The organism is Streptomyces anulatus, assembly GCF_014650675.1.
GTDB classification, from domain to species: domain Bacteria; phylum Actinomycetota; class Actinomycetes; order Streptomycetales; family Streptomycetaceae; genus Streptomyces; species Streptomyces anulatus.
Window position 1 is genome coordinate 84,081 of the sequence record NZ_BMVK01000022.1, and the last position, 17,149, is coordinate 101,229.

At 73.6% G+C, this 17,149-nt stretch carries 18 protein-coding genes; 7 read left to right on the top strand and 11 right to left on the bottom strand.

The genetic code is table 11. The annotated features are described in order from the left end of the window. The first annotated feature begins 59 nt into the window (after positions 1–59). Positions 60–722 (top strand): class F sortase, encoded by a 663-nt coding sequence (locus IE272_RS34940; protein ID WP_050361873.1) that lies wholly within the window; start codon positions 60–62, stop codon positions 720–722. 87 nt (positions 723–809) lie between these two features. Here the strand turns inward: IE272_RS34940 and IE272_RS34945 are convergent, their stop codons facing one another. After that, on the bottom strand, positions 810–1,661 hold the full coding sequence (locus IE272_RS34945; RefSeq protein ID WP_050361874.1) for a polysaccharide deacetylase family protein: 852 nt from the start codon (positions 1,659–1,661) through the stop codon (positions 810–812). Positions 1,662–1,813: 152 nt separating this feature from the next. Between IE272_RS34945 and IE272_RS34950 the strand changes: the two genes are divergently transcribed. After that, a complete protein-coding gene (locus IE272_RS34950; protein WP_050361875.1) occupies positions 1,814–2,275 on the top strand; it encodes a universal stress protein in 462 nt (153 codons plus the stop codon). A gap of 48 nt (positions 2,276–2,323) precedes the next feature. On the opposite strand, the gene IE272_RS34955 is transcribed toward IE272_RS34950, so the two are convergent. Continuing rightward, complete coding sequence (locus tag IE272_RS34955; protein ID WP_190009658.1) at positions 2,324–3,520, bottom strand: CapA family protein; 1,197 nt, start codon at positions 3,518–3,520, stop codon at positions 2,324–2,326. Between the two features lie 267 nt (positions 3,521–3,787). On the opposite strand from IE272_RS34955, the gene IE272_RS34960 reads away from it, so the two are divergent. Continuing rightward, positions 3,788–4,360, top strand: a complete 573-nt coding sequence (locus IE272_RS34960; RefSeq protein ID WP_050361877.1) for a sigma-70 family RNA polymerase sigma factor — start codon at positions 3,788–3,790, stop codon at positions 4,358–4,360. On the opposite strand, the gene IE272_RS34965 is transcribed toward IE272_RS34960, so the two are convergent. Then, positions 4,294–4,491, bottom strand: coding sequence for a zf-HC2 domain-containing protein (locus IE272_RS34965; protein WP_050361878.1), 198 nt, complete (start codon positions 4,489–4,491; stop codon positions 4,294–4,296). The genes IE272_RS34960 and IE272_RS34965 overlap by 67 nt on opposite strands. 112 nt (positions 4,492–4,603) lie before the next feature. On the opposite strand from IE272_RS34965, the gene IE272_RS34970 reads away from it, so the two are divergent. Continuing rightward, positions 4,604–5,119: a hypothetical protein gene (locus IE272_RS34970; RefSeq protein ID WP_056705192.1), complete on the top strand. Its 516-nt coding sequence runs from the start codon at positions 4,604–4,606 to the stop codon at positions 5,117–5,119. A 9-nt stretch (positions 5,120–5,128) separates the two neighbouring features. Here the strand turns inward: IE272_RS34970 and IE272_RS34975 are convergent, their stop codons facing one another. The 4 genes from IE272_RS34975 to IE272_RS34990 form a co-directional block, all read right to left on the bottom strand. Then, positions 5,129–6,319 carry a sensor histidine kinase gene (locus tag IE272_RS34975; RefSeq protein WP_050361880.1) on the bottom strand — a complete coding sequence of 397 codons (1,191 nt, stop codon included), beginning with the start codon at positions 6,317–6,319 and terminating at the stop codon, positions 5,129–5,131. Then, positions 6,316–7,821: a sodium/solute symporter gene (locus IE272_RS34980; protein ID WP_050361881.1), complete on the bottom strand. Its 1,506-nt coding sequence runs from the start codon at positions 7,819–7,821 to the stop codon at positions 6,316–6,318. Before IE272_RS34980 ends, IE272_RS34975 begins: the two co-directional genes overlap by 4 nt. Continuing rightward, complete coding sequence (locus IE272_RS34985) at positions 7,818–8,180, bottom strand: hypothetical protein (protein ID WP_047180039.1); 363 nt, start codon at positions 8,178–8,180, stop codon at positions 7,818–7,820. Before IE272_RS34985 ends, IE272_RS34980 begins: the two co-directional genes overlap by 4 nt. A gap of 62 nt (positions 8,181–8,242) precedes the next feature. Then, positions 8,243–8,995: a LytR/AlgR family response regulator transcription factor gene (locus tag IE272_RS34990; protein ID WP_003964604.1), complete on the bottom strand. Its 753-nt coding sequence runs from the start codon at positions 8,993–8,995 to the stop codon at positions 8,243–8,245. A 237-nt stretch (positions 8,996–9,232) separates the two neighbouring features. Here IE272_RS34990 and IE272_RS34995 point away from each other — a divergent pair, with 237 nt between their 5' ends. Beyond that, the gene (locus tag IE272_RS34995) at positions 9,233–9,868 is read left to right on the top strand and encodes a zf-HC2 domain-containing protein (RefSeq protein ID WP_190009660.1); all 636 of its coding nucleotides are present in this window, start codon (positions 9,233–9,235) and stop codon (positions 9,866–9,868) included. Between the two features lie 13 nt (positions 9,869–9,881). Here IE272_RS34995 and IE272_RS35000 read toward each other — a convergent pair whose 3' ends face one another. From IE272_RS35000 to IE272_RS35015, 4 genes are all read right to left on the bottom strand, one after another. Continuing rightward, positions 9,882–10,742 (bottom strand): Fpg/Nei family DNA glycosylase, encoded by an 861-nt coding sequence (locus tag IE272_RS35000; protein WP_056705198.1) that lies wholly within the window; start codon positions 10,740–10,742, stop codon positions 9,882–9,884. A 36-nt stretch (positions 10,743–10,778) separates the two neighbouring features. Next, a complete protein-coding gene (locus tag IE272_RS35005) occupies positions 10,779–12,146 on the bottom strand; it encodes a wax ester/triacylglycerol synthase family O-acyltransferase (protein ID WP_098892912.1) in 1,368 nt (455 codons plus the stop codon). Between the two features lie 123 nt (positions 12,147–12,269). Next, a complete protein-coding gene (locus IE272_RS35010) occupies positions 12,270–14,333 on the bottom strand; it encodes a SpoIIE family protein phosphatase (protein ID WP_073959424.1) in 2,064 nt (687 codons plus the stop codon). A 123-nt stretch (positions 14,334–14,456) separates the two neighbouring features. Next, a complete protein-coding gene (locus IE272_RS35015) occupies positions 14,457–15,584 on the bottom strand; it encodes a DUF6777 domain-containing protein (RefSeq protein WP_190009662.1) in 1,128 nt (375 codons plus the stop codon). A 194-nt stretch (positions 15,585–15,778) separates the two neighbouring features. On the opposite strand from IE272_RS35015, the gene IE272_RS35020 reads away from it, so the two are divergent. Both IE272_RS35020 and IE272_RS35025 read left to right on the top strand, forming a co-directional pair. After that, a complete protein-coding gene (locus tag IE272_RS35020) occupies positions 15,779–16,621 on the top strand; it encodes a YndJ family protein (protein ID WP_190009665.1) in 843 nt (280 codons plus the stop codon). After that, the gene (locus IE272_RS35025; RefSeq protein ID WP_190009667.1) at positions 16,618–17,130 is read left to right on the top strand and encodes a DUF1990 domain-containing protein; all 513 of its coding nucleotides are present in this window, start codon (positions 16,618–16,620) and stop codon (positions 17,128–17,130) included. Before IE272_RS35020 ends, IE272_RS35025 begins: the two co-directional genes overlap by 4 nt. Positions 17,131–17,149 lie beyond the last annotated feature (19 nt).

Here is a 17,149-nt window from a genome sequence, read left to right on the forward strand (position 1 = left end):
TGATCGCCGCCCGGACGCGGCGCCCCTAACGTTCACAGCGTCGCGACGAAGGGAGAACCATGGGCCGGGACTACGCTGGCGCCGAGCGGACCAGACGTGTGCCATGGGGTGCGGTCGCCCTGGTGCTGCTCAGCGGCCTCGCCCTCATGCGCAACGGTACGGAGTTCGGGGAGGCGGGCCCCCCGCAGCCCGCGGCGGCCGCCTCGCTGGACCTGGGCAAGGACGCCGCGGGGCCGCCGGTGGAGGGCGAGCAGGTGCAGCCGCTGCCGTACGCCCCGGCCTCCCGGGTGAAGGTCCCGTCCATCGACGTGGACGCCCCGGTCATCGACGTCAACCTGGACGCGAACGGGTGGATCGACGCCCCGCCCGCCGAGGACCCCAACCTCGCCGGCTGGTACCAGAACGGCATCGCCCCCGGCCAGCGCGGCACCGCCGTGGTCGTCGGCCACGTCGACAACATGTCCGGGCCCGCCGTCTTCTACGGCCTCGGCTCGCTCCAGAAGGGGCACCGGGTCGAGGTCGCCCGCTATGACGGCCGGGTCGGGATCTTCGAGGTGTACGGGGTGGAGGTCTTCTCCAAGAACGACTTCCCCGGCCCCCGGGTCTACGGCGACACCGGCCACGCGGAGCTGCGGGTCATCACCTGCGGCGGGGGCTACTCCAAGGCGGGCGGCTACGACGGCAACGTGGTGGTCTTCGCCCGGCTCGTCGACACCCGCTGACCACCGCGCGCGCCGCGCGGCCGCGCCCCCGGCGACCAGAAAGTGAGGTCGCCGGGGGCGCGGTCGTGCACGTACGCGCTCCTGGGCTCAGAGGCGGTGCGGCACCGTGATGCGGTAGCCGGAGTCCAGCAGCCGGGGAAGATAGCGCCGCAGGGCCGCGACGCTCTGCGAGCGGTCGCCGCCCGCGTCGTGCGAGAGGACGACGACGCCGGGCGCCGCTCCGTCCAGCACCCGGCGGACGATCGTGCCGGTGCCCGGCGTTTTCCAGTCGAGCGTGTCCACGGTCCAGGCCATCGGCTCCATGCCCAACTCGGCCCCGATCTCGAAGGAGTTGCGGTTCCACGCCCCGTAGGGGGCGCGGTACCAGAGCGGCGGGGCCCCGAGCGCCCGGTCCACCACCTCGCTGGTGCGTCCCAGTTCGTCGCGGATCGCGGGGCGGGAGAGCTTCGGGATCAGCGGGTGGGACCAGGAGTGGTTGCCCACCACATGCCCGTCGTCGGCCATCTCGCGCAGCAGGTCCGGGTTGCCGTCGGCCATCTCTCCGCAGACGAAGAACATCGCGCGGACCCGGTGGGCGCGCAGGGTGGCCAGGATGTCCGGGGTGTAGAGCGGGTCGGGGCCGTCGTCGAAGCTGAGGACCATCGAGTGCCCGATCTCGGGGAGATGCTCGAAGGGCCGGACGCGCACGGGCGGCCTGGCCGGTCTGAACCGGGGCGGGGTGTCGGCCGTCATGGGTTCGAGCCGGTACGGGGAGGGCCGGCCCCGGACGCTCGCCGGGGGTCCCGCCGCCGCGGCGGGCGGAGTGCCCGCGGCGCGTGCGGGGCGGCTGGGCGTCGACGCCGGATCGGCGGCGATCAGATGCACGGCGGCGGCGGTTCCGAGGCCGAGGGCGACCCTCAGCAGGGTGCGGCGCCCGGGTCCGGTGTGATCATGTCTCATGGCCAACTGCTCGCACGGCCGGACGGCCGCTCCGGCCGCCGACACCGGATGCCGACCGTTTTGTACACGATCGACGCAGTATGTTCATCTCCATCCGGGTCGGCGGGCGGCCCGGAGCCGCCCCACCAGGGCGAGCCGATAGCCTCGGAGCCGTGACAGAGCAGCAGCCTCAGCGGTTCGAACGCGGTACGGACGGCCCCAAGGTGATCGTCGCGGGGCTCGACGGCTCCGATTCATCGATGCGCGCGGCGGCCTACGCCGCCGGACTGGCCCGTCGGCAGAACGCCATGCTGGCCCTGGTGTACGTCCAGCCGGTCATGACGGCGGGCGCGGCGCTGGGCGTGCCGGTGAGCGACGCCACGGGCGAGGTCGCGGAGGATCTGGCCTCCGAGATCCGCGCGGCGACGGAGCGCTTCGGCGACGCGTGGGACCTGCGCTGGGAGTTCCACACCTTCCGGGGCGACCCGTACAACGGGCTGGTGACGGCGGCCGACGAGCTGAAGGCGGACGCGGTGGTGGTCGGGGCGTCGGAGTCGGCCGGGCACCGCTTCGTCGGTTCGGTGGCCGTGCGCCTGGTGAAGGCGGGGCGCTGGCCGGTCACCGTGGTGCCGTAGGGCTTCCCGTTCGGATCACGCCGGGCCCGCGGGCCCCGTCACCGACCGCTACTTCCCCATGCGGAGCCCGTCCTTGTCCGCTCCCCGGCCGAGGACGACGGTGCGGATGCGGTCGCGGACCTCGCGGAGGTGCTCGGCCCCGTCGTCGAGGGAGGCGTTGAGGTTGACGGCGCGCCCGGTGACGGTGTCGTACCACTGCGGGACGAACTCCGCCTTCTTCACCTTCCAGCGCTCGCCGCTCTTCGCGGGCGGCGCGAAGGTGAAGCGGCCCATCGAGCTCTGGTTGCCGCGCGGGTCCTGGACGCCCTCGTAGTTGATCATCGCTCCGGCGATCTGGTCGCCCATCCCGTAGACGACCCAGGTCCCGTTGACCTTCTCGTACGCCTGCGGCACATGCGCGTGGGTGCCGATGATCAGGTCGATGTCGGGGCGGCCCCCGTCGGCGGACGCGGTGAGCCGACGGGCCAGCTCCAGCTGGGTCGCGTCGGGCTCGTCCTGCCATTCGGTGCCCCAGTGGGCGGAGAGGACGACGACGTCGGCGCCGGCCCGCCGGGCCGCCCTGGCCTCCTCGATGATCCGGCCCTCGTCGGTCAGGTTGACCGTCCAGGGCCGGTCGGCGGGCAGCGGGATGCCGTTGGTGCCGTAGGCGTAGGCGAGGTGGGCGACCTTGGCCGCGCCCTTCCCCGGTCCGGCGGGCAGGATCGTGGGCCGGGCGGCCTCGGCGGCGGTCCGGGCGGAGCCGGCGTGCCGGATGCCCGCCCCGTCCAGGGCGTCGAGTGTGCGCCGGACGCCGTCGGCCCCGTCGTCGAGGGTGTGGTTGGAGGCGGTGGAGCAGGAATCGAACCCGGTGGTGCGCAGGGCGGTGGCGACCTCGGGCGGCGACTTGAAGCTCGGGTAGCCCGTGTAGGGGCCGCCCTCCTCGCCGTACACCGTCTCCATGTGGCAGAACGCCAGGTCCGCGCCGGAGACGACCGGGGCGACGCCCGCCAGCATCGGGGCGAAGTCGTAGCCGGCGCCGCCCGCGTCGACGGCGGCCCGGTCGATCACGGAGGAGTGCGGCAGGACGTCGCCCGCGGCGAGAAGCGTGAACGGGCGGGGCCCCTCGGCGTCCTGGCCGCCGGCGCCCCGGGCGGCGGCCGGTCCGCTCGGCGCGGGGGCCGTGGACTGCTGCCCGGTGCAGCCGGTGGCCGCGGCGAGCAGGAGGGCGATGGCGGCCACGGTGCCCGGTCGGATGCGCTGCGTCATCTGCTCGACTCCATGTTCGGATGATTACGACCATCCGACTACACATATCTTCATATCGCATAAGCAAGGAGCATTGCCGCATACCTAGCTGAACTGGTCGTACCGGCCGACCCCGACGGCCCCTCGACCGTTCACCGCACCATTCGCCGCACTGAGCGACCGCTCGTCGCACGCCTCGGCGCACCGCCTGTTCCCGCGCCGCCGAATGCGTTCGTATACGCCAGTCGGCAACGAGGCCGTCAGGGGCCTCGGCGGGAGAGGGCGTTCATGAAAACCACCACGACGACCGATGAGCGGACCCTCGCCGCGTTGCAGCGGGAACACGGCCCCGCCCTGTTCCACTTCCTGCTCGGCCTGACCTTCGGGGACCGGCAGCGGGCCGAGGACCTGGTGCAGGAGACCCTGGTGCGCGCCTGGCAGCACCCCGAGGCCTTCGACGCGCCCTACGACTCGATGCGGCCGTGGCTGTTCACCGTGGGCCGCCGCCTCGCCATCGACGCGCGGCGCTCACGACAGGCCCGCCCCGTCGAGGTCAGCGACACGGTGCTGGAGAGCACGCCGGACGCCCTGGACACCGCGGACCGTGCCGTCCGCGCCCTGGACGTCCGCGAGGCGGTCCGCACCCTCAGCCCCGAGCACCGTGCGGTGCTGGTGCAGATCTACTTCCGCGGGCTGAGCGTCGGCGAGACGGCCGCGGCGCTCGGCATCCCCGCCGGGACCGTCAAGTCCCGCTCGTACTACGCCCTGCGGGTCCTCGCCCGGACGCTGCCCGGCTACTCCCGCAGGTCCTCGGCCCGGAGCAGCGCCAGCAGGGCGGATGCCTCGGCCACCTCCACGTAGACCCCGGCGCAGCCGTCGCAGCCCTGGATGTGGCGGGCGACCCGGCAGGTCTCCTCGGCGTCCAGAGCGTCCAGGACGTACGCGCCCAGCAGCAGGCGCACGTGCGGGTCGTCGCCGGGGTCGGCACTCATTCACAGCCTCGTATCTCCTGGGCGATCCTCCCCTTCTGCCCACGCGGGGCGTCCGCCCCCGGTTCAATGCTGCGTGAAGCCCGGCACCGAGCAAGGAAAGAGGCGAGACGGGATGCGTCCCGAGGATACGGATGGGACCGGTGGGAACGGGCTCCAGGTACCGATGACCTGGCTGTCCACCGAGTACCTCGCCGACGACCTGTTGAGGACCGGCGACCTGATGGAACCGACGACCCTGGAGTTCCGGGCGGGGCGCGACGCCCTCGCGCTGACGATGTTCCTGTGCGGAGTCCCCCGTGACGCCCCCGCTCCCCGGGCGCTGCCCGAACCCCGGGTCGACGAGCTGCGGATGCTCACGGCGTACGAGTGCACCTGGCGCGCCTGGATCTGCGAGCGGCTGGCGGAGGCGGGGCGGAACGCCGGGCCCGGCGACCCCGATCTGGCGCTGGCGCGGGCGGCCTGGCGCTGGCTGGAGGAGACCGAGCTGCTCGCGGCGGACCTGGACGCGATCGGCCCCGCTCCGTGGGACGCCGCGGCCGGCCCGGCGGACGACGGGGAGGTCCGTGTCTGGACGCCCGCCTGGCAGTTGGGGCTGCCGCTGGGACATCTGGCCGTCCATCTGTGCTGAGCCTCTGCTTCAGGAACCGTGCACCCCGGCACGGTACTTGGGCAGCCGGAGAGTGATCTTCATGCCTGCCCCGACGCCGGTCTCGATGAGCAGGCCGTAGTCGTCGCCGTAGACCTGGCGCAGCCGCTCGTCCACGTTGAGCAGGCCGATGCCGGTGGAGGCGCCGCCCTCGCCGCGCAGGATCTGCCGCAGCCGTTCGGGGTCCATGCCGGTTCCGTCGTCCTCGATGACCACCTCGGCCTCCGACCCGGCGTCCAGGGCGCTGATGGTGATGCGGCTGCGGGTGACCGCCCCTTCGAGGCCGTGCTTGACGGCGTTCTCCACCAGCGGCTGGAGGCACAGGAACGGCAGCGCGACCGGCAGGACCTCGGGGGCGACCTGGAGGGTCACGGCGAGGCGTTCGCCGAAGCGGGCGCGGACGAGCGCCAAATACTGGTCGATGGAGTGCAGTTCGTCCGCCAGGGTGGTGAACTCCCCGTGCCTGCGGAACGAGTAGCGGGTGAAGTCGGCGAACTCCAGGAGCAGTTCACGGGCCTGCTCGGGGTCGGTCCGGACGAACGAGGCGATGGCGGCGAGCGAGTTGAAGATGAAGTGCGGGGAGATCTGCGCCCGCAGGGCCTTGATCTCGGCCTCGATGAGCTGGGTGCGTGAGCGGTCCAGCTCGGCCAGTTCCAGCTGGACGCAGACCCAGCGCGCCACCTCCCCCGCGGCCCGTGCCAGCACCGCCGATTCGCGCGGGGCGTAGGCGACGAGCGCGCCCAGGACCCGGTTGTCGACGGTGAGCGGGACGGCGACGGCCCAGCGCAGCGGGCAGTCGAGGTCGGCGCAGCCGCTGTCGAAGGCGGTGCGGCGGCCGTTGTCCAGCAGCGCCTTCAGGTGCTCCATGACGTCCTTGCCGTGGTGGTGCCCGGCGCCGTCCCAGACCAGCACCCGGTCCCGGTCGGTGAGGCAGAGGGCGTCGGTGCCCAGCAGGGAGCGCAGCCGGCGGGCGGCGCGCCGGGCGCTCTCCTCGGTGAGACCGGCCCGCAGCGGCGGTGCGGCGAGCGACGCGGTGTGCAGGGTCTCGAACGTGGCGTGCTCGACGGGCGTGCCGACATCACTGGGGCGCAGCGGCCGGGCGGTGCGGCGGCCGACCAGATATCCGGCGCCGAGCAGCAGCGCGGCCGTCACGACGAGAACGGCGATCGCGGCCCCGGTCATCGTTCCCGCCCCGCGGCGGAGCGCGGCGAGGAGAGCGCCTCGGGGAGGTGGAAGCGGGTCATGGCGGCGTTGGTGCCCGGGGGTATCCGCCCCGGTGTGGCGAGCGAGACGAGGATCATCGCGAGGAACCCCACGGGGACGGACCAGACGGCGGGCCAGGCGAGCAGGGCGTGCGGCCAGCCCGGCGGGCGTACGGCTCCGCTGACGGTGATGGCCACCGCGACGAGAGCGGAACCCCCGCCCAGCAGGAGCCCCGCGACCGCCCCGGGCGGGGTGAGCCGCCGCCACCAGATGCCGAGGATGAGCAGCGGGCAGAAGGAGGAGGCGGAGACGGCGAAGGCCATGCCCACCGCGTCGGCCACCGGCACCCGGCTCACCAGCAGGGAACCGGCGAGCGGTACGGCGATCGCGAGGACGGTGGCGAGCCGGAAGTGGCGTACTCCGCGCGAGGGCAGGACGTCCTGGGTGATGACTCCGGCGACGGCCATGGTGAGCCCGGAGGCGGTGGACAGGAACGCGGCGAACGCCCCGCCGGCGATCAGGGCCCCGAGGAGGTCGCCGCCGAGTCCGCCGATGAGCCGGGCGGGCAGCAGCAGGACGGCGGCGTCCGCGTCTCCTCCGTACCGCAGCTCGGGCGTGTAGAGCCGGCCGAGCGCGCCGTAGATCGGCGGGAGCAGGTAGAAGAGACCGACCAGGGCGAGGACGGCGACGGTGGTGCGGCGGGCGTCGCGGCCGTTCGGGCTGGTGTAGAAGCGGACGACGACATGCGGCAGGCCCATGGTGCCGAGGAAGGTCGCCACGATCAGCCCGTAGGTGGCGTACAGCGGATGGTCGGCGCGGAAGACGGCGAGCTGGTCGTCGAAGCTGACCCGGGGCCGGCCGTCGCCCTGCCAGGCGAGGACCAGGAAGAGCGCGGGGACCAGGAGCGCGGTCAACTTCAGCCAGTACTGGAAGACCTGGACGAAGGTGATGGAGCGCATGCCGCCCGCGGCGACGGCTGCGGTCACGACGGTGGCGACGAGGACGTCGCCGAGCCAGCCGGGAGCGCCCGTGAGGATCTTGAGGGTGAGTCCGGCGCCCTGGAGCTGCGGCACGAGGTAGAGCCAGCCCGCGCCGACGACGAGCGCGCTGACCAGCCGGCGCACCTGCCGTGATTCGAGCCGTCCCTCGGCGAAGTCCGGCAGGGTGTACGCCCCCGAGCGGCGCAGCGGGGCGGCGACGAAGACCAGGAGCACCAGGTATCCGGCGGTGTAGCCGACCGGGTACCAGAGCATGTCGGGGCCGTGGACGAGGACGAGCCCGGCGACGCCGAGGAAGGAGGCGGCGGAGAGGTACTCGCCGCTGATCGCGGCGGCGTTGAGGCGGGGCCGTACGGTGCGCGAGGCGACGTAGAAGTCGGAGGTCGTACGGGAGATGCGCAGGCCGAATCCGCCGACGAGGACGGTGGCGAGGACGACGAGGGCGACCGCCACCCAGGACGCCATGTGGTCGGGGGTGCTCACGGGGCGGGGCGGCCCTCCACCAGCCGGGCGAAGTCGCGTTCGTTGCGCTCGGCCCTGCGGACGTACCACCAGGCGGCCAGGGTGAGCGGCGGGTAGGTGGCGAAGCCGAGCACCGCCCAGACCAGCGCGGAGCTGTTCAGCGCGGCGAAGAGGAGCGGCAGGGTGCCCGCGACGAGGGCGAGGACGCCGAAGACGGTGAGCCCGGCGCGCAGCTGGCCGCGCATCAGCGATCGCACATAGGCGCCGCCGAGGGCGGTCTGCTCGTCGATCTCCGACTGGGTGCGGTAGCGGGGCAGCGGGCGCACCCGCCGCGGCTCCCCCGTGACCACTTCGCGCCGGGGCGATGGCTCTGCGGACATGGGCTCGGAGTGTAGGCGTCGGCGGGCCGCGCTGGGAAGGGTTCGGAGAAGGACTCCCCAGGTCAGCGGCCACCCTGGCGCATCAGGAGGTCGCGCAGGGCGCGGGTGTGGCGGCGGCTGACGGCCAACTCCGCCTCCCCGATGCGCACGCTCATGCTGCCCGCGTCCAGGCGCAGTTCGTCGATCCGGCCGAGCGCCACGAGGTGGCGGCGGTGGATCCGGACGAAGCCGCGGGAGCGCCAGCGCTCCTCCAGGGTGGTGAGCGGGATGCGGACGAGGTGGCTGCCGGTGGCGGTGTGCAGGCGGGCGTAGTCGCCCTGCGCCTCGGCGTACGCGATCTCGTCGATGGGGATGAAGCGGATGACGCCGCCGAGCTCGACCGGGATCTGGTCGCCCGCGCTGTCGTGGACCGGTGCGGACCGGTCCCCCACCTGTTCGGCGACCCGGCGGACGGCTTCGGCGAGGCGCTCGCGGCGGACCGGTTTGAGGACGTAGTCGACGGCCTTGAGGTCGAAGGCGTGGACGGCGAAGCCCTCGTGGGCGGTGACGAAGACGATGAGCGGGGGCGCGGCGAATCCGGCGAGGAGCTGGGCGACGTCGAGCCCGGTGAGTCCGGCCATGTGGATGTCGAGGAAGACCACGTCGATCGCGGACGGATCGTCGGGGCCCGCGTCCACCGCGCCGCCGATGCGGCGCAGTGCCTCGGTCGCACCGGTGGCGCCCTCGGCGCTGCGGACACGGGGGTCGGCGCGCAGGAGGTAGAGGAGTTCCTCCAGGGCGGGTTGTTCGTCGTCGACGGCGAGTACGCGCAGCATGAGGCCGGAGTTTAGGGGGTGCGGGGCGGATCAGGGCCGGAAAGAGCCGCGTCGTCTGGTGCGGTGCATCGCAAGGCGCCGGAGCGTCCTCATCGCGGAGCGATTCGGGCGCTGTGGCAACGCCGCGAGGTGCCGCGCCAGGCGACACGGGCCCGGCCATGATCCGTCCCGTGCCCCCTAGGGGGTGCGGGGCCCGGTGGCTTGAGTGAATCCCGGGTTGTTCCCGTACCGCAGTACATGCGGACGACCGAACCCCACATCACGGTGGGGGCCTATGCCCTGGGCGTGCTCGGGGGCGCCGACGCCTTCCGGTTCGAGGAGCATCTGGCGGACTGTGCCGGGTGCCGGGTACGGGCCCGGGAGTTCGCCGGGGTGAGGGCGGATCTGGCGGTGGCGGGGCCGCCGGCGGCTCCGGGGTCCGGGCTCGCGGAACGGCTGACGGCCGCGGTGACGGCGGGCCGGCGCAGCAGGGGGCGGCGGGCTCTGGCGCTGGTGGCGGCCGCGGTCGTGCTGGCGGTGGGCGGTCCCGTGCTGGTGGCCGGGGACGCCGGCGGCCCGGCGGAAGGGGCGGTTGTGCGGAGGTGGTCCGGGAGCGACGGGACGTCCGGGATCGCCGCGGTGGTGACGGCTGCGGGGCGCGAGTGGGGGTCGGCGGTGGCGCTGGAGGTGGTGCGGGTTCCGGTGGAGGGGGTGTGCGCGCTGGTCGCGGTGGGCCGGGACGGCAGTGAGGAGACGGTGGGCAGTTGGTCGGCCGGGGGCGTGGGCGGCGGTCCGGTCGAGGTGTCGGGCGGGGCGGCGCTGCGGCCGGAGGGCATCGACCACTTCGAGGTGCGGACGGCGGACGGGCGGCGGCTGGTGACGGTGGAGCGGTGAGCCCGGGATGCCGCTACTTCAGGAACTTGGAGAGCCTGCGGTCCGCCAGCGGTCTGCCGCCCGTCTGGCAGGTGGGGCAGTACTGGAGCGAGGAGTCGCTGAAGGAGACCTCAAGGATCGTGTCCCCGCAGACCGGGCAGGCTTCTCCGGTACGCCCGTGGACCCGCATCCCGGTCTTCTTCTCGGCCTTGAGCTTCCCCGCCTCCACCCCGCTGGAGCGGGCCACGGCGTCCTGGAGCGTGGTGCGCAGCGCGGTGTACAGGCGGGTGACGTCGTCCTCGCCGAGATCGGCGGTCCGTTTGAACGGGGACATCTTCGCGACGTGCAGGATCTCGTCGCTGTAGGCGTTGCCGATGCCGGCGATGAGCGCCTGGTCGCGCAGCGCGCCCTTGATCTGGCGGCGTTCCCCGGCGAGCAGCGCGGCGAACGCGTCGCGGTCGAAGGCGTCGGCGAGGGGGTCCGGGCCGAGGCGGGCGATTCCGGGGACGTCCAGGGGGTCGTGGACGAGGTGGACGGAGAGGCGCTTCTTGGTGCCCATCTCGGTCAGGTCGAAGCCGTCGCCGTCGACGGTGATCAGGCGCAGGGCGAGGGGCCCCTTGCCGGGGCGGGGCGGGGCGGCCGGGAAGGAGTCCTTCCAGCGGAGCCAGCCGGCCCGGGCGAGGTGGGTGCACAGATGGAGCCCGCCCGCCCCGATGTCGAGGAACTTGCCGTGGCGGGCGACCGAGGTGACGGCCGTGCCCTCCAGGGCGGTCAGCGGCGGGTCGTACGTCTTCAGGACGCTGATCGCCAGCGGGAGGACGCGGGCGATCTCCTTGCCGACCAGATGGTCGTCGAGGAAGACCCGCAGGGCTTCGACTTCGGGCAGTTCGGGCATGACTCCAGCCTGCCGCAGCGGTTGGGCGGCTGCCTGTCAGGACACCGGTGAGCGGTCCGTGCCGGTGATGACGGCGCCCAGCTCGGCGAACTCCTCCTCGACCGCGGCGGCGAGCCGGTCGAGGTCGGGCAGCGCCTTGCCGTCGGCCACCAGTCCCACGTGCACCCGCCCGCCGTAGGTGGACAGGGCCACCGCCAGGGACTGGCCCCGGGCCAGCGGCGCCATGGGGTAGAGGGCGGTCAGCGGGCAGCCGCCCAGGGAGAGCGCGGAGCGGGGCAGCGGCACGCTGGTGACCAGCACGTCGAAGAGCATGCGGGCGGCGTTGGCGGCCAGCGGCGCGCCGAACCGGTGGGCCAGCGGCGGCAGTTGGTCGGCCAGTACGGCGACGGCTCCGGCTCCCTTCAGCGGTCCGGCCGCCTTGTTGCGGTCCATCGCCGTCCGGACCGCCCGGAGCCGCTCGCGCGGGTCGGCCGCGGTGACCGGCAGGGCGAGCAGATAGGCGGAGAGCCGGTTGCCGGTGGCGGAGGCCCCGCCGGGCCTGCGGCGGGAGACGGGGACCAGGGCGCGCGGGTCGGCGGCGGGCAGCGGCTCGCCGCGCCCGGCCATCCAGCGGCGCAGCGCACCGGCGACGACGGCGAGGAGGATGTCGTTGGCGGTGCCGCCCTCGGCCCGCCGGATCCGCTGGAGGGCCCCGGCGTCGAGGTCGGCGGTGGCCAGGCGGCGGGTGCCGCTGGAGGGCGCGGCGAAGGCGGTCGTGGAGCGCAGGTCGAGGCGGCCGGCGCGGACGACGGAGGCCCCCACACCGAGCGCCCGGCCGACCTCGCCGATCCTCCCGAGGGCCATGCCCGCCATCTCACGGGGGTCGGGCAGCCAGGAGCGGGGCGGAACGGCGGGGCGGCCCCGGGCAGCGGTACGGGCGTCGGTGACGGCGGCGATCTCGTCGAAGATCCCGGCCCCGATGGCGACCGCCCGCATCCCGTCGGCCAGGGCGTGGTGCAGTTTGACCAGGACGGCGAAGGGCCCGCCCTCCGCGCCGCCGATGAGGTACATCCGCCAGGGCGGCAGCCCGCGCCCGAGCGGTCGCTCCATCAGTTCGCCGGCCAGCCGGCCGGCCTCCGTCATGAAGTCGCCGTCGTCCACGACGATGTGCTCGACGTGCCGGTGCACGTCGAAGTCCTTGTCCACCGTCCAGGCCTTGCCGCCGACGGGCAGCAGGACGTCCCGTACGCACATGCGCAGCCGGGGGATGGCTGCGGCGCGGGTCCCGAGCAGGTCGAGGATCCGGCCCGGAGCGGCGTCGGGCGTCGGCGCGAAGACGGCGAGCGCGCCGAGGTGCATCGGATGGGCGTCCGATTCGAAGTGCCAGAAAGCGAGATCGAGCGGGGCGAGGAGCTCGGTACCCATCGGGGGCCTCATGTCGTCGAAGGCGGCAGGGCCGGGGTGCGGCCGGTCACCCGCAGTCAATCCTTTGCGGTCGATAACGGTCAAGCACTGACATGTTACGTACTGTTACGCCACGGTGTGGATTCAGCGGGCCGGAATGAGGAACTCGCACCACACGCATTTGCCGCTGCCCCGGGACTCCACGCCCCAGACGTCGGCCAGCCGGTCGACCAGCATCAGGCCGCGCCCCGACACTCCGGACTCCCCCGCGTCACGGCGCCGGGGCAGTGCGCTGGAGCGGTCCTCGACATCGACGCGCAGCCGTCGCTCGGATCCGGCGAGCACCCGGATCGTCACGACGGCGCCGCCGTCGGTGTGCATGAGCGCGTTGGTGATCAGCTCGTCGGCCGCGAGCTCGATCTCGTCGGCCCGGTCCTTCGCCCCCCAGGCCCGGACCGCGGCCCGGATCATGTGCCGGGACGAACTCAGCGCCTCGGGGTCGTTCTGGGCGACCTGCTGCTGGAGCCGGCCGCCCGGCTGCGGGGCGTGCGCGGCCCGGCGGCGCAGCAGCAGGACCGCAACATCGTCCTGGCCGCCGCGCTCGTCGACGGCGTCGCAGAGCTGGTCGGCCAGCTTCTGCAGGTCCTTGGGGCCGTTGGTGACCAGCCCGGTAAGCAGTTGCATGCCTTCGTCGAGGTCGGAGCCCGGCATCTCGACGAGGCCGTCGGTGAACAGGATCATCGTCTGGCCGGGGTCCAGTTCGACCGTGCCGACCGGGTACTCCAGCCGGCCGAACTCCGCCGAGAGGCCGAGCGGCAGACCGCCCTCGGACGGCATCCTGCGGCAGCTCCCGTCCACGTCCCGTACGAGCGGGTCGACGTGTCCGGCGCGGACCACCTGGACGACTCCGGTGGTGAGATCGACCTCGGCATAGGTGCAGGTGGCGAAGCGGTCGGTGTCCAGTTCATGGAGGAAGACGGAGGCGCGCGCCATGACCGTGGCGGGGCTGTGCCCCTCGGCGGCGTAAGCGCGCAGGACGATCCTGAGCTGCCCCATGACGGCGGCGGCGTGGGTGTCGTGCCCCTGGACGTCCCCGATGACGGCGCCGACCCGGCCGCCGGGCAGCGGGATCAGGTCGTACCAGTCGCCGCCGATGTCCCGGCCGAGGCGGGCCGAGCGGTAGCGGACGGCTACCTGCGCCCCGGGCACGGCCGGGATCCGGCGCGGCAGCATCGCCTGCTGGAGTCCCTCGGCGAGGTCGTGCTCCTGCTCGTAGAGCATCGCGCGCTGGAGACTCTGGGCGATCGAGGTGCCGAGCGCCATCAGCAGATTGCGTTCGTCGGCGGTGAAGCCCCCCTTGTCCCGGTAGAGGAGGCCGAGGGCGCCGATCGGGCGGGCCTGGGCGATCAGCGGCATATAGGCGGCGGAGGTGATCCCGAGGTGGCTGATGTCGGGCCACAGGATCGGGTAGGAGGCGGCGAAGTCGTCGGCGGACTCGATGAAGCGCGGGGTCAGGGTGCGCACCACTTCGCTCATCGGGTACTGCTCGTCCACCCGGGTGTACCGGGTGCCGGGGACGTACGAGCCCTCGGGACCGTCGGCCACGAGGTGGATGCGGCCGGACTCCAGCAGGCCCATGACGAGGCTGGTGGCCCCGAGGTGGGCGAGCCCCTGGGAGTTCTTGAGAACGGCGATGACGTCCTTGACCGTACGGGCGTGGGCCAGCGCGGCGGTGGTGCCCTCGACCAGGCTGGTGCGCCGGCGGCGCTCCTCGTCCAGCTCGCGCCGGGCGGTGGAGTCGGCGAGTTCCTGGGTGGCGTCGCGGACGATCCCGATGATGCGGCGCGGGCGGCCGGTGCCGTCCCTGCGGACGAAGCCCTGGGTGTGGGTCCAGCGCAGGGTGCCGTCGCGCCGCAGGATCCGGAAGTACGCGCCGTAGTTGGTTCGCCCGCTCTTCAGGGCGTGCGAGACCATCCCGTCCAGACGCTGGGCCTCGTCCGTCGGCACCCGCGGCGCCAGCGAGGCCGGCCGGTCGTCGTACTCGTCCGCGGTCAGGTCGAACACGTCGAGGGCGGCGCGGTCCATGTGCATGAGACCGGTGTCAAGATCCCAGTCGAAGCTGCCCATACGGTTCAGGGCGAGGCTGAGGTCCGGGTGGGCGGGCCAGTCGTCGGGGAGTGACAGGGCACCCGCTACCCGATCATCCATGTGGGCCACTCTGCCACCATCTGTCCGATTCCTCTTGTCCGATTCCCCGATTCCGTACGGCGCCCGGGGGTGGTGCCGTACGGATTCCGCCGGCGGGGCGCGAGCCCCTGGCATCCGGGGCCGTCAGCCGGCGAACACGTCATCGAGGCCCGCTTCCATCGGCTCGTCCGGCCCGACGGGCTCGACGGGCCCGTCGGGCACCGAGGGCTCGTCCGGCTCACCGGGGAAGACCTGGGTCGGCTCCGGCGCGACGTCCGGGTAGCCCTCCTCCTCGTCCTCCCACGGCTCCTCGGGCGGCGTGTCACCGAAGTCGTCGGACGGCTCCGCGGGTCCGGGGTCCGTGGGTGCTTCCGGCTCGGCAGGACCGGAGGGGACCGGGTCGGACGGGGTGGTGTCCGGGGGTGCGGACTCGGTGGGGCGGCCCGGCGACGGGAAGAGCAGGTCGGCGTCGGGCTCGAACGGCGGCGGGTCGTCCGGGGCACGGTCGCGGCCACCGCTGTCGCCCATGGCCCGCTCGATCCAGCTGTTGTCGTCCACGTCCACGATGATCAGGCTGGTGGCCGCCTTGACGCCGGGCTCGACGGCCACGATGCGCGAGGGATCGTAGCCGGGCCAGCGCTCTCCTCGATGGGCGACCTTCCCGTCGGCGACCACGGGCGGGCGCAGCGGGTTGCCGCAGGCGCAGCGGACGCGGGGCATCCCCCGACTGTCGACCAGCACGGCGGTGCCCGCCTGGAGCACGGCCTGGAAGGCGGTGGCCGAGCCCGCGCTGTAGCCGTGGTTGGTGACCTGGGCGTCGGCGCGCAGGACGACCGGGGTGAGGGACTTCAGGTAGCCCGGGATCTGTACGGCCTCGATGCCGGACGCGTCGGCGAAGGCGCGCGCCTTGTCCTCGTCGTCGGCCAGGAGGGCGGCCTGCTGTTCGACGTCGCAGGCGGCGACCGACCGGGTGCCGCCGTAGAGCCCGGGGACGGCGCCGGAGACCGGATGGACCGTCCGGGTGGCGGAGGTCGGTTCGGCGTCCGGTGCGCCGGTGGGGGAAGGGGAGGCCGCCGCCCGCGCCGTGGACGCGGTGAACGGGCCGGGTCCGGGGGACGCGAGCGACTGGAGGAGGACGTCCTTGGCCTCCGCGGTACCCGTGGTGCCCTTCGCCGTCCGGTCGCCGCCTTCGCCGCAGCCGGCGACGGCGAGCAGCACCCCGGCGGACAGCGCGGCGAGCGCCGTACGCCGGATACGTCTGGGTGAGCGCACAGAGCTCTCCTGCCTGTCCCTGGGGAACGGATGGGTGTCACCATCTGTGCCGCACCGAGCACGGTCCCGCAAGCGGACAGCCGGCCGCCACCCCCGTCTTGAACACGTTCAAGAAACCCTCTACTGTCACCCCCAGGACTTGAACACGTTCAAAGCTGGATGCTCGAAGCGGGACGTTCGCAAGGGGGGAAGTCGTGTCCGCATTGGTCAACGCCATCGTGATGCTGGGCATGCTCGTCGTCGTGCCCGCGGGCCTTCGGCTGACCGGGCAGCAGGACCTGAACCGCATCCGTCGGCTCTGGCCCCTGTTCGCCGTGCCGGGCGCCGTCGCCCTCTGGCTGCCGCGCGGCCCCGCGGCCACGGCGCTCGCCTGCTGCTATGCGCTGGGAGCCGTCCTGCTCGCCCTGCACGCCCCGCGCCGGGCGGCCCGCGGACGCGACCTCGACCCGGCGGGGATCGCGCTGCTCACCGCGCTGGCCACACCGGCCGTCGCCGCGACCGCTCTGGTCGCCGAACGGTCGGGGCACGAGCTGTTCGGGTTCGACCTCGGCATCCTCGCGCTGACCGTGCCGCACTTCCACTTCGCCGGGTTCGCCGCCGCTCTGATCGCCGGGCTGGTCTGCCGGGTCTCCGACGGCCCGGCGGGTCGCTTCGCCGCGCTGAGCGTGCCGCTGGGCACCCTGCTCGTCCTCGTCGGGTACTTCATCGGCGACTGGGCCGAGCTCGCCGGGGCCCTCGTTCTCACGGCCGGCATGTGGACGGTCGGCCTGCTGACCTGGCGCATGGGGCGCGCCGACGGCCGGGACCGGACGACGCGACTCCTGCTGCTCGCCTCCGCCACCGTCCTGGTGGCGACGATGCTGCTCGCGCTGAGCTGGGCGCTCGGCGAGGCGACCGGACTGCCCCACCCCACCCTGACCTGGATGGCCGCCACCCATGGCCTGGGCAACGCGCTGGGCTTCGCGCTCTGCTCGCTGCTGGCCTGGCGGCGCATCCGCACCGAAACACCCGACCCCACCGGAGGCAGGACCGCATGAGCACCCTCACCTACCCGGAGGTCGGCGCGACCCGCCTGGGCCCGCTCCCCCGGGGCTACCACCACCTCCACCACCGCACCCGGATCGGCCGGGGCGGGGCGGACTTCGCGGCCGCCGGAGCGGCGATAACCGAGTGGCGGATGCATCGTGCCTCGGGCGCACGGGTGGAGGCCCCGGCCCGGCGCGCGGAGCCGGGCGGCAGCGTCCGGGTCTCCCTGGGCCTCGGGCCGCTGCGCTTCACAGCCCCCTGCGAAGTGACCTGGACGGCGTACGGCGAGGACGGCCGCACCGGCTTCGGCTACGGCACCCTCGCCGGACACCCGGAGCGCGGCGAGGAGTGCTTCGTCGTGGACCTCGCCGACGACGGCACCGTGTGGTTCACGGTGCTGGCGTTCTCGCGCCCGGCCTCCTGGTACGCCCGGCTCGCCGGACCGCTGGTGCCGGTCGTACAGCACTGGTACGCGCGCAGGCTCGGTCGTACCCTGCGCCGGATCGTCGCCGCGAGCTGACACCTGGCCGATACTGGCA

Bases quoted from the DNA above. Each gene is read 5' to 3' on its own strand.
- IE272_RS35025 (WP_190009667.1), top strand. From the start codon at position 16,618: ATGAGCACCCTCACCTACCCGGAGGTCGGCGCGACCCGCCTGGGCCCG.
- IE272_RS34940 (WP_050361873.1), top strand. From the start codon at position 60: ATGGGCCGGGACTACGCTGGCGCCGAGCGGACCAGACGTGTGCCATGG.
- IE272_RS34945 (WP_050361874.1), bottom strand. From the start codon at position 1,661: ATGAGACATGATCACACCGGACCCGGGCGCCGCACCCTGCTGAGGGTC.
- IE272_RS35005 (WP_098892912.1), bottom strand. From the start codon at position 12,146: ATGGGTACCGAGCTCCTCGCCCCGCTCGATCTCGCTTTCTGGCACTTC.
- IE272_RS34965 (WP_050361878.1), bottom strand. From the start codon at position 4,491: ATGAGTGCCGACCCCGGCGACGACCCGCACGTGCGCCTGCTGCTGGGC.
- IE272_RS34975 (WP_050361880.1), bottom strand. From the start codon at position 6,319: ATGACCGGGGCCGCGATCGCCGTTCTCGTCGTGACGGCCGCGCTGCTG.
- IE272_RS34995 (WP_190009660.1), top strand. From the start codon at position 9,233: ATGCGGACGACCGAACCCCACATCACGGTGGGGGCCTATGCCCTGGGC.
- IE272_RS35010 (WP_073959424.1), bottom strand. From the start codon at position 14,333: ATGGATGATCGGGTAGCGGGTGCCCTGTCACTCCCCGACGACTGGCCC.
- IE272_RS34955 (WP_190009658.1), bottom strand. From the start codon at position 3,520: ATGACGCAGCGCATCCGACCGGGCACCGTGGCCGCCATCGCCCTCCTG.
- IE272_RS34960 (WP_050361877.1), top strand. From the start codon at position 3,788: ATGAAAACCACCACGACGACCGATGAGCGGACCCTCGCCGCGTTGCAG.
- IE272_RS34970 (WP_056705192.1), top strand. From the start codon at position 4,604: ATGCGTCCCGAGGATACGGATGGGACCGGTGGGAACGGGCTCCAGGTA.
- IE272_RS35000 (WP_056705198.1), bottom strand. From the start codon at position 10,742: ATGCCCGAACTGCCCGAAGTCGAAGCCCTGCGGGTCTTCCTCGACGAC.
- IE272_RS34985 (WP_047180039.1), bottom strand. From the start codon at position 8,180: ATGTCCGCAGAGCCATCGCCCCGGCGCGAAGTGGTCACGGGGGAGCCG.
- IE272_RS34990 (WP_003964604.1), bottom strand. From the start codon at position 8,995: ATGCTGCGCGTACTCGCCGTCGACGACGAACAACCCGCCCTGGAGGAA.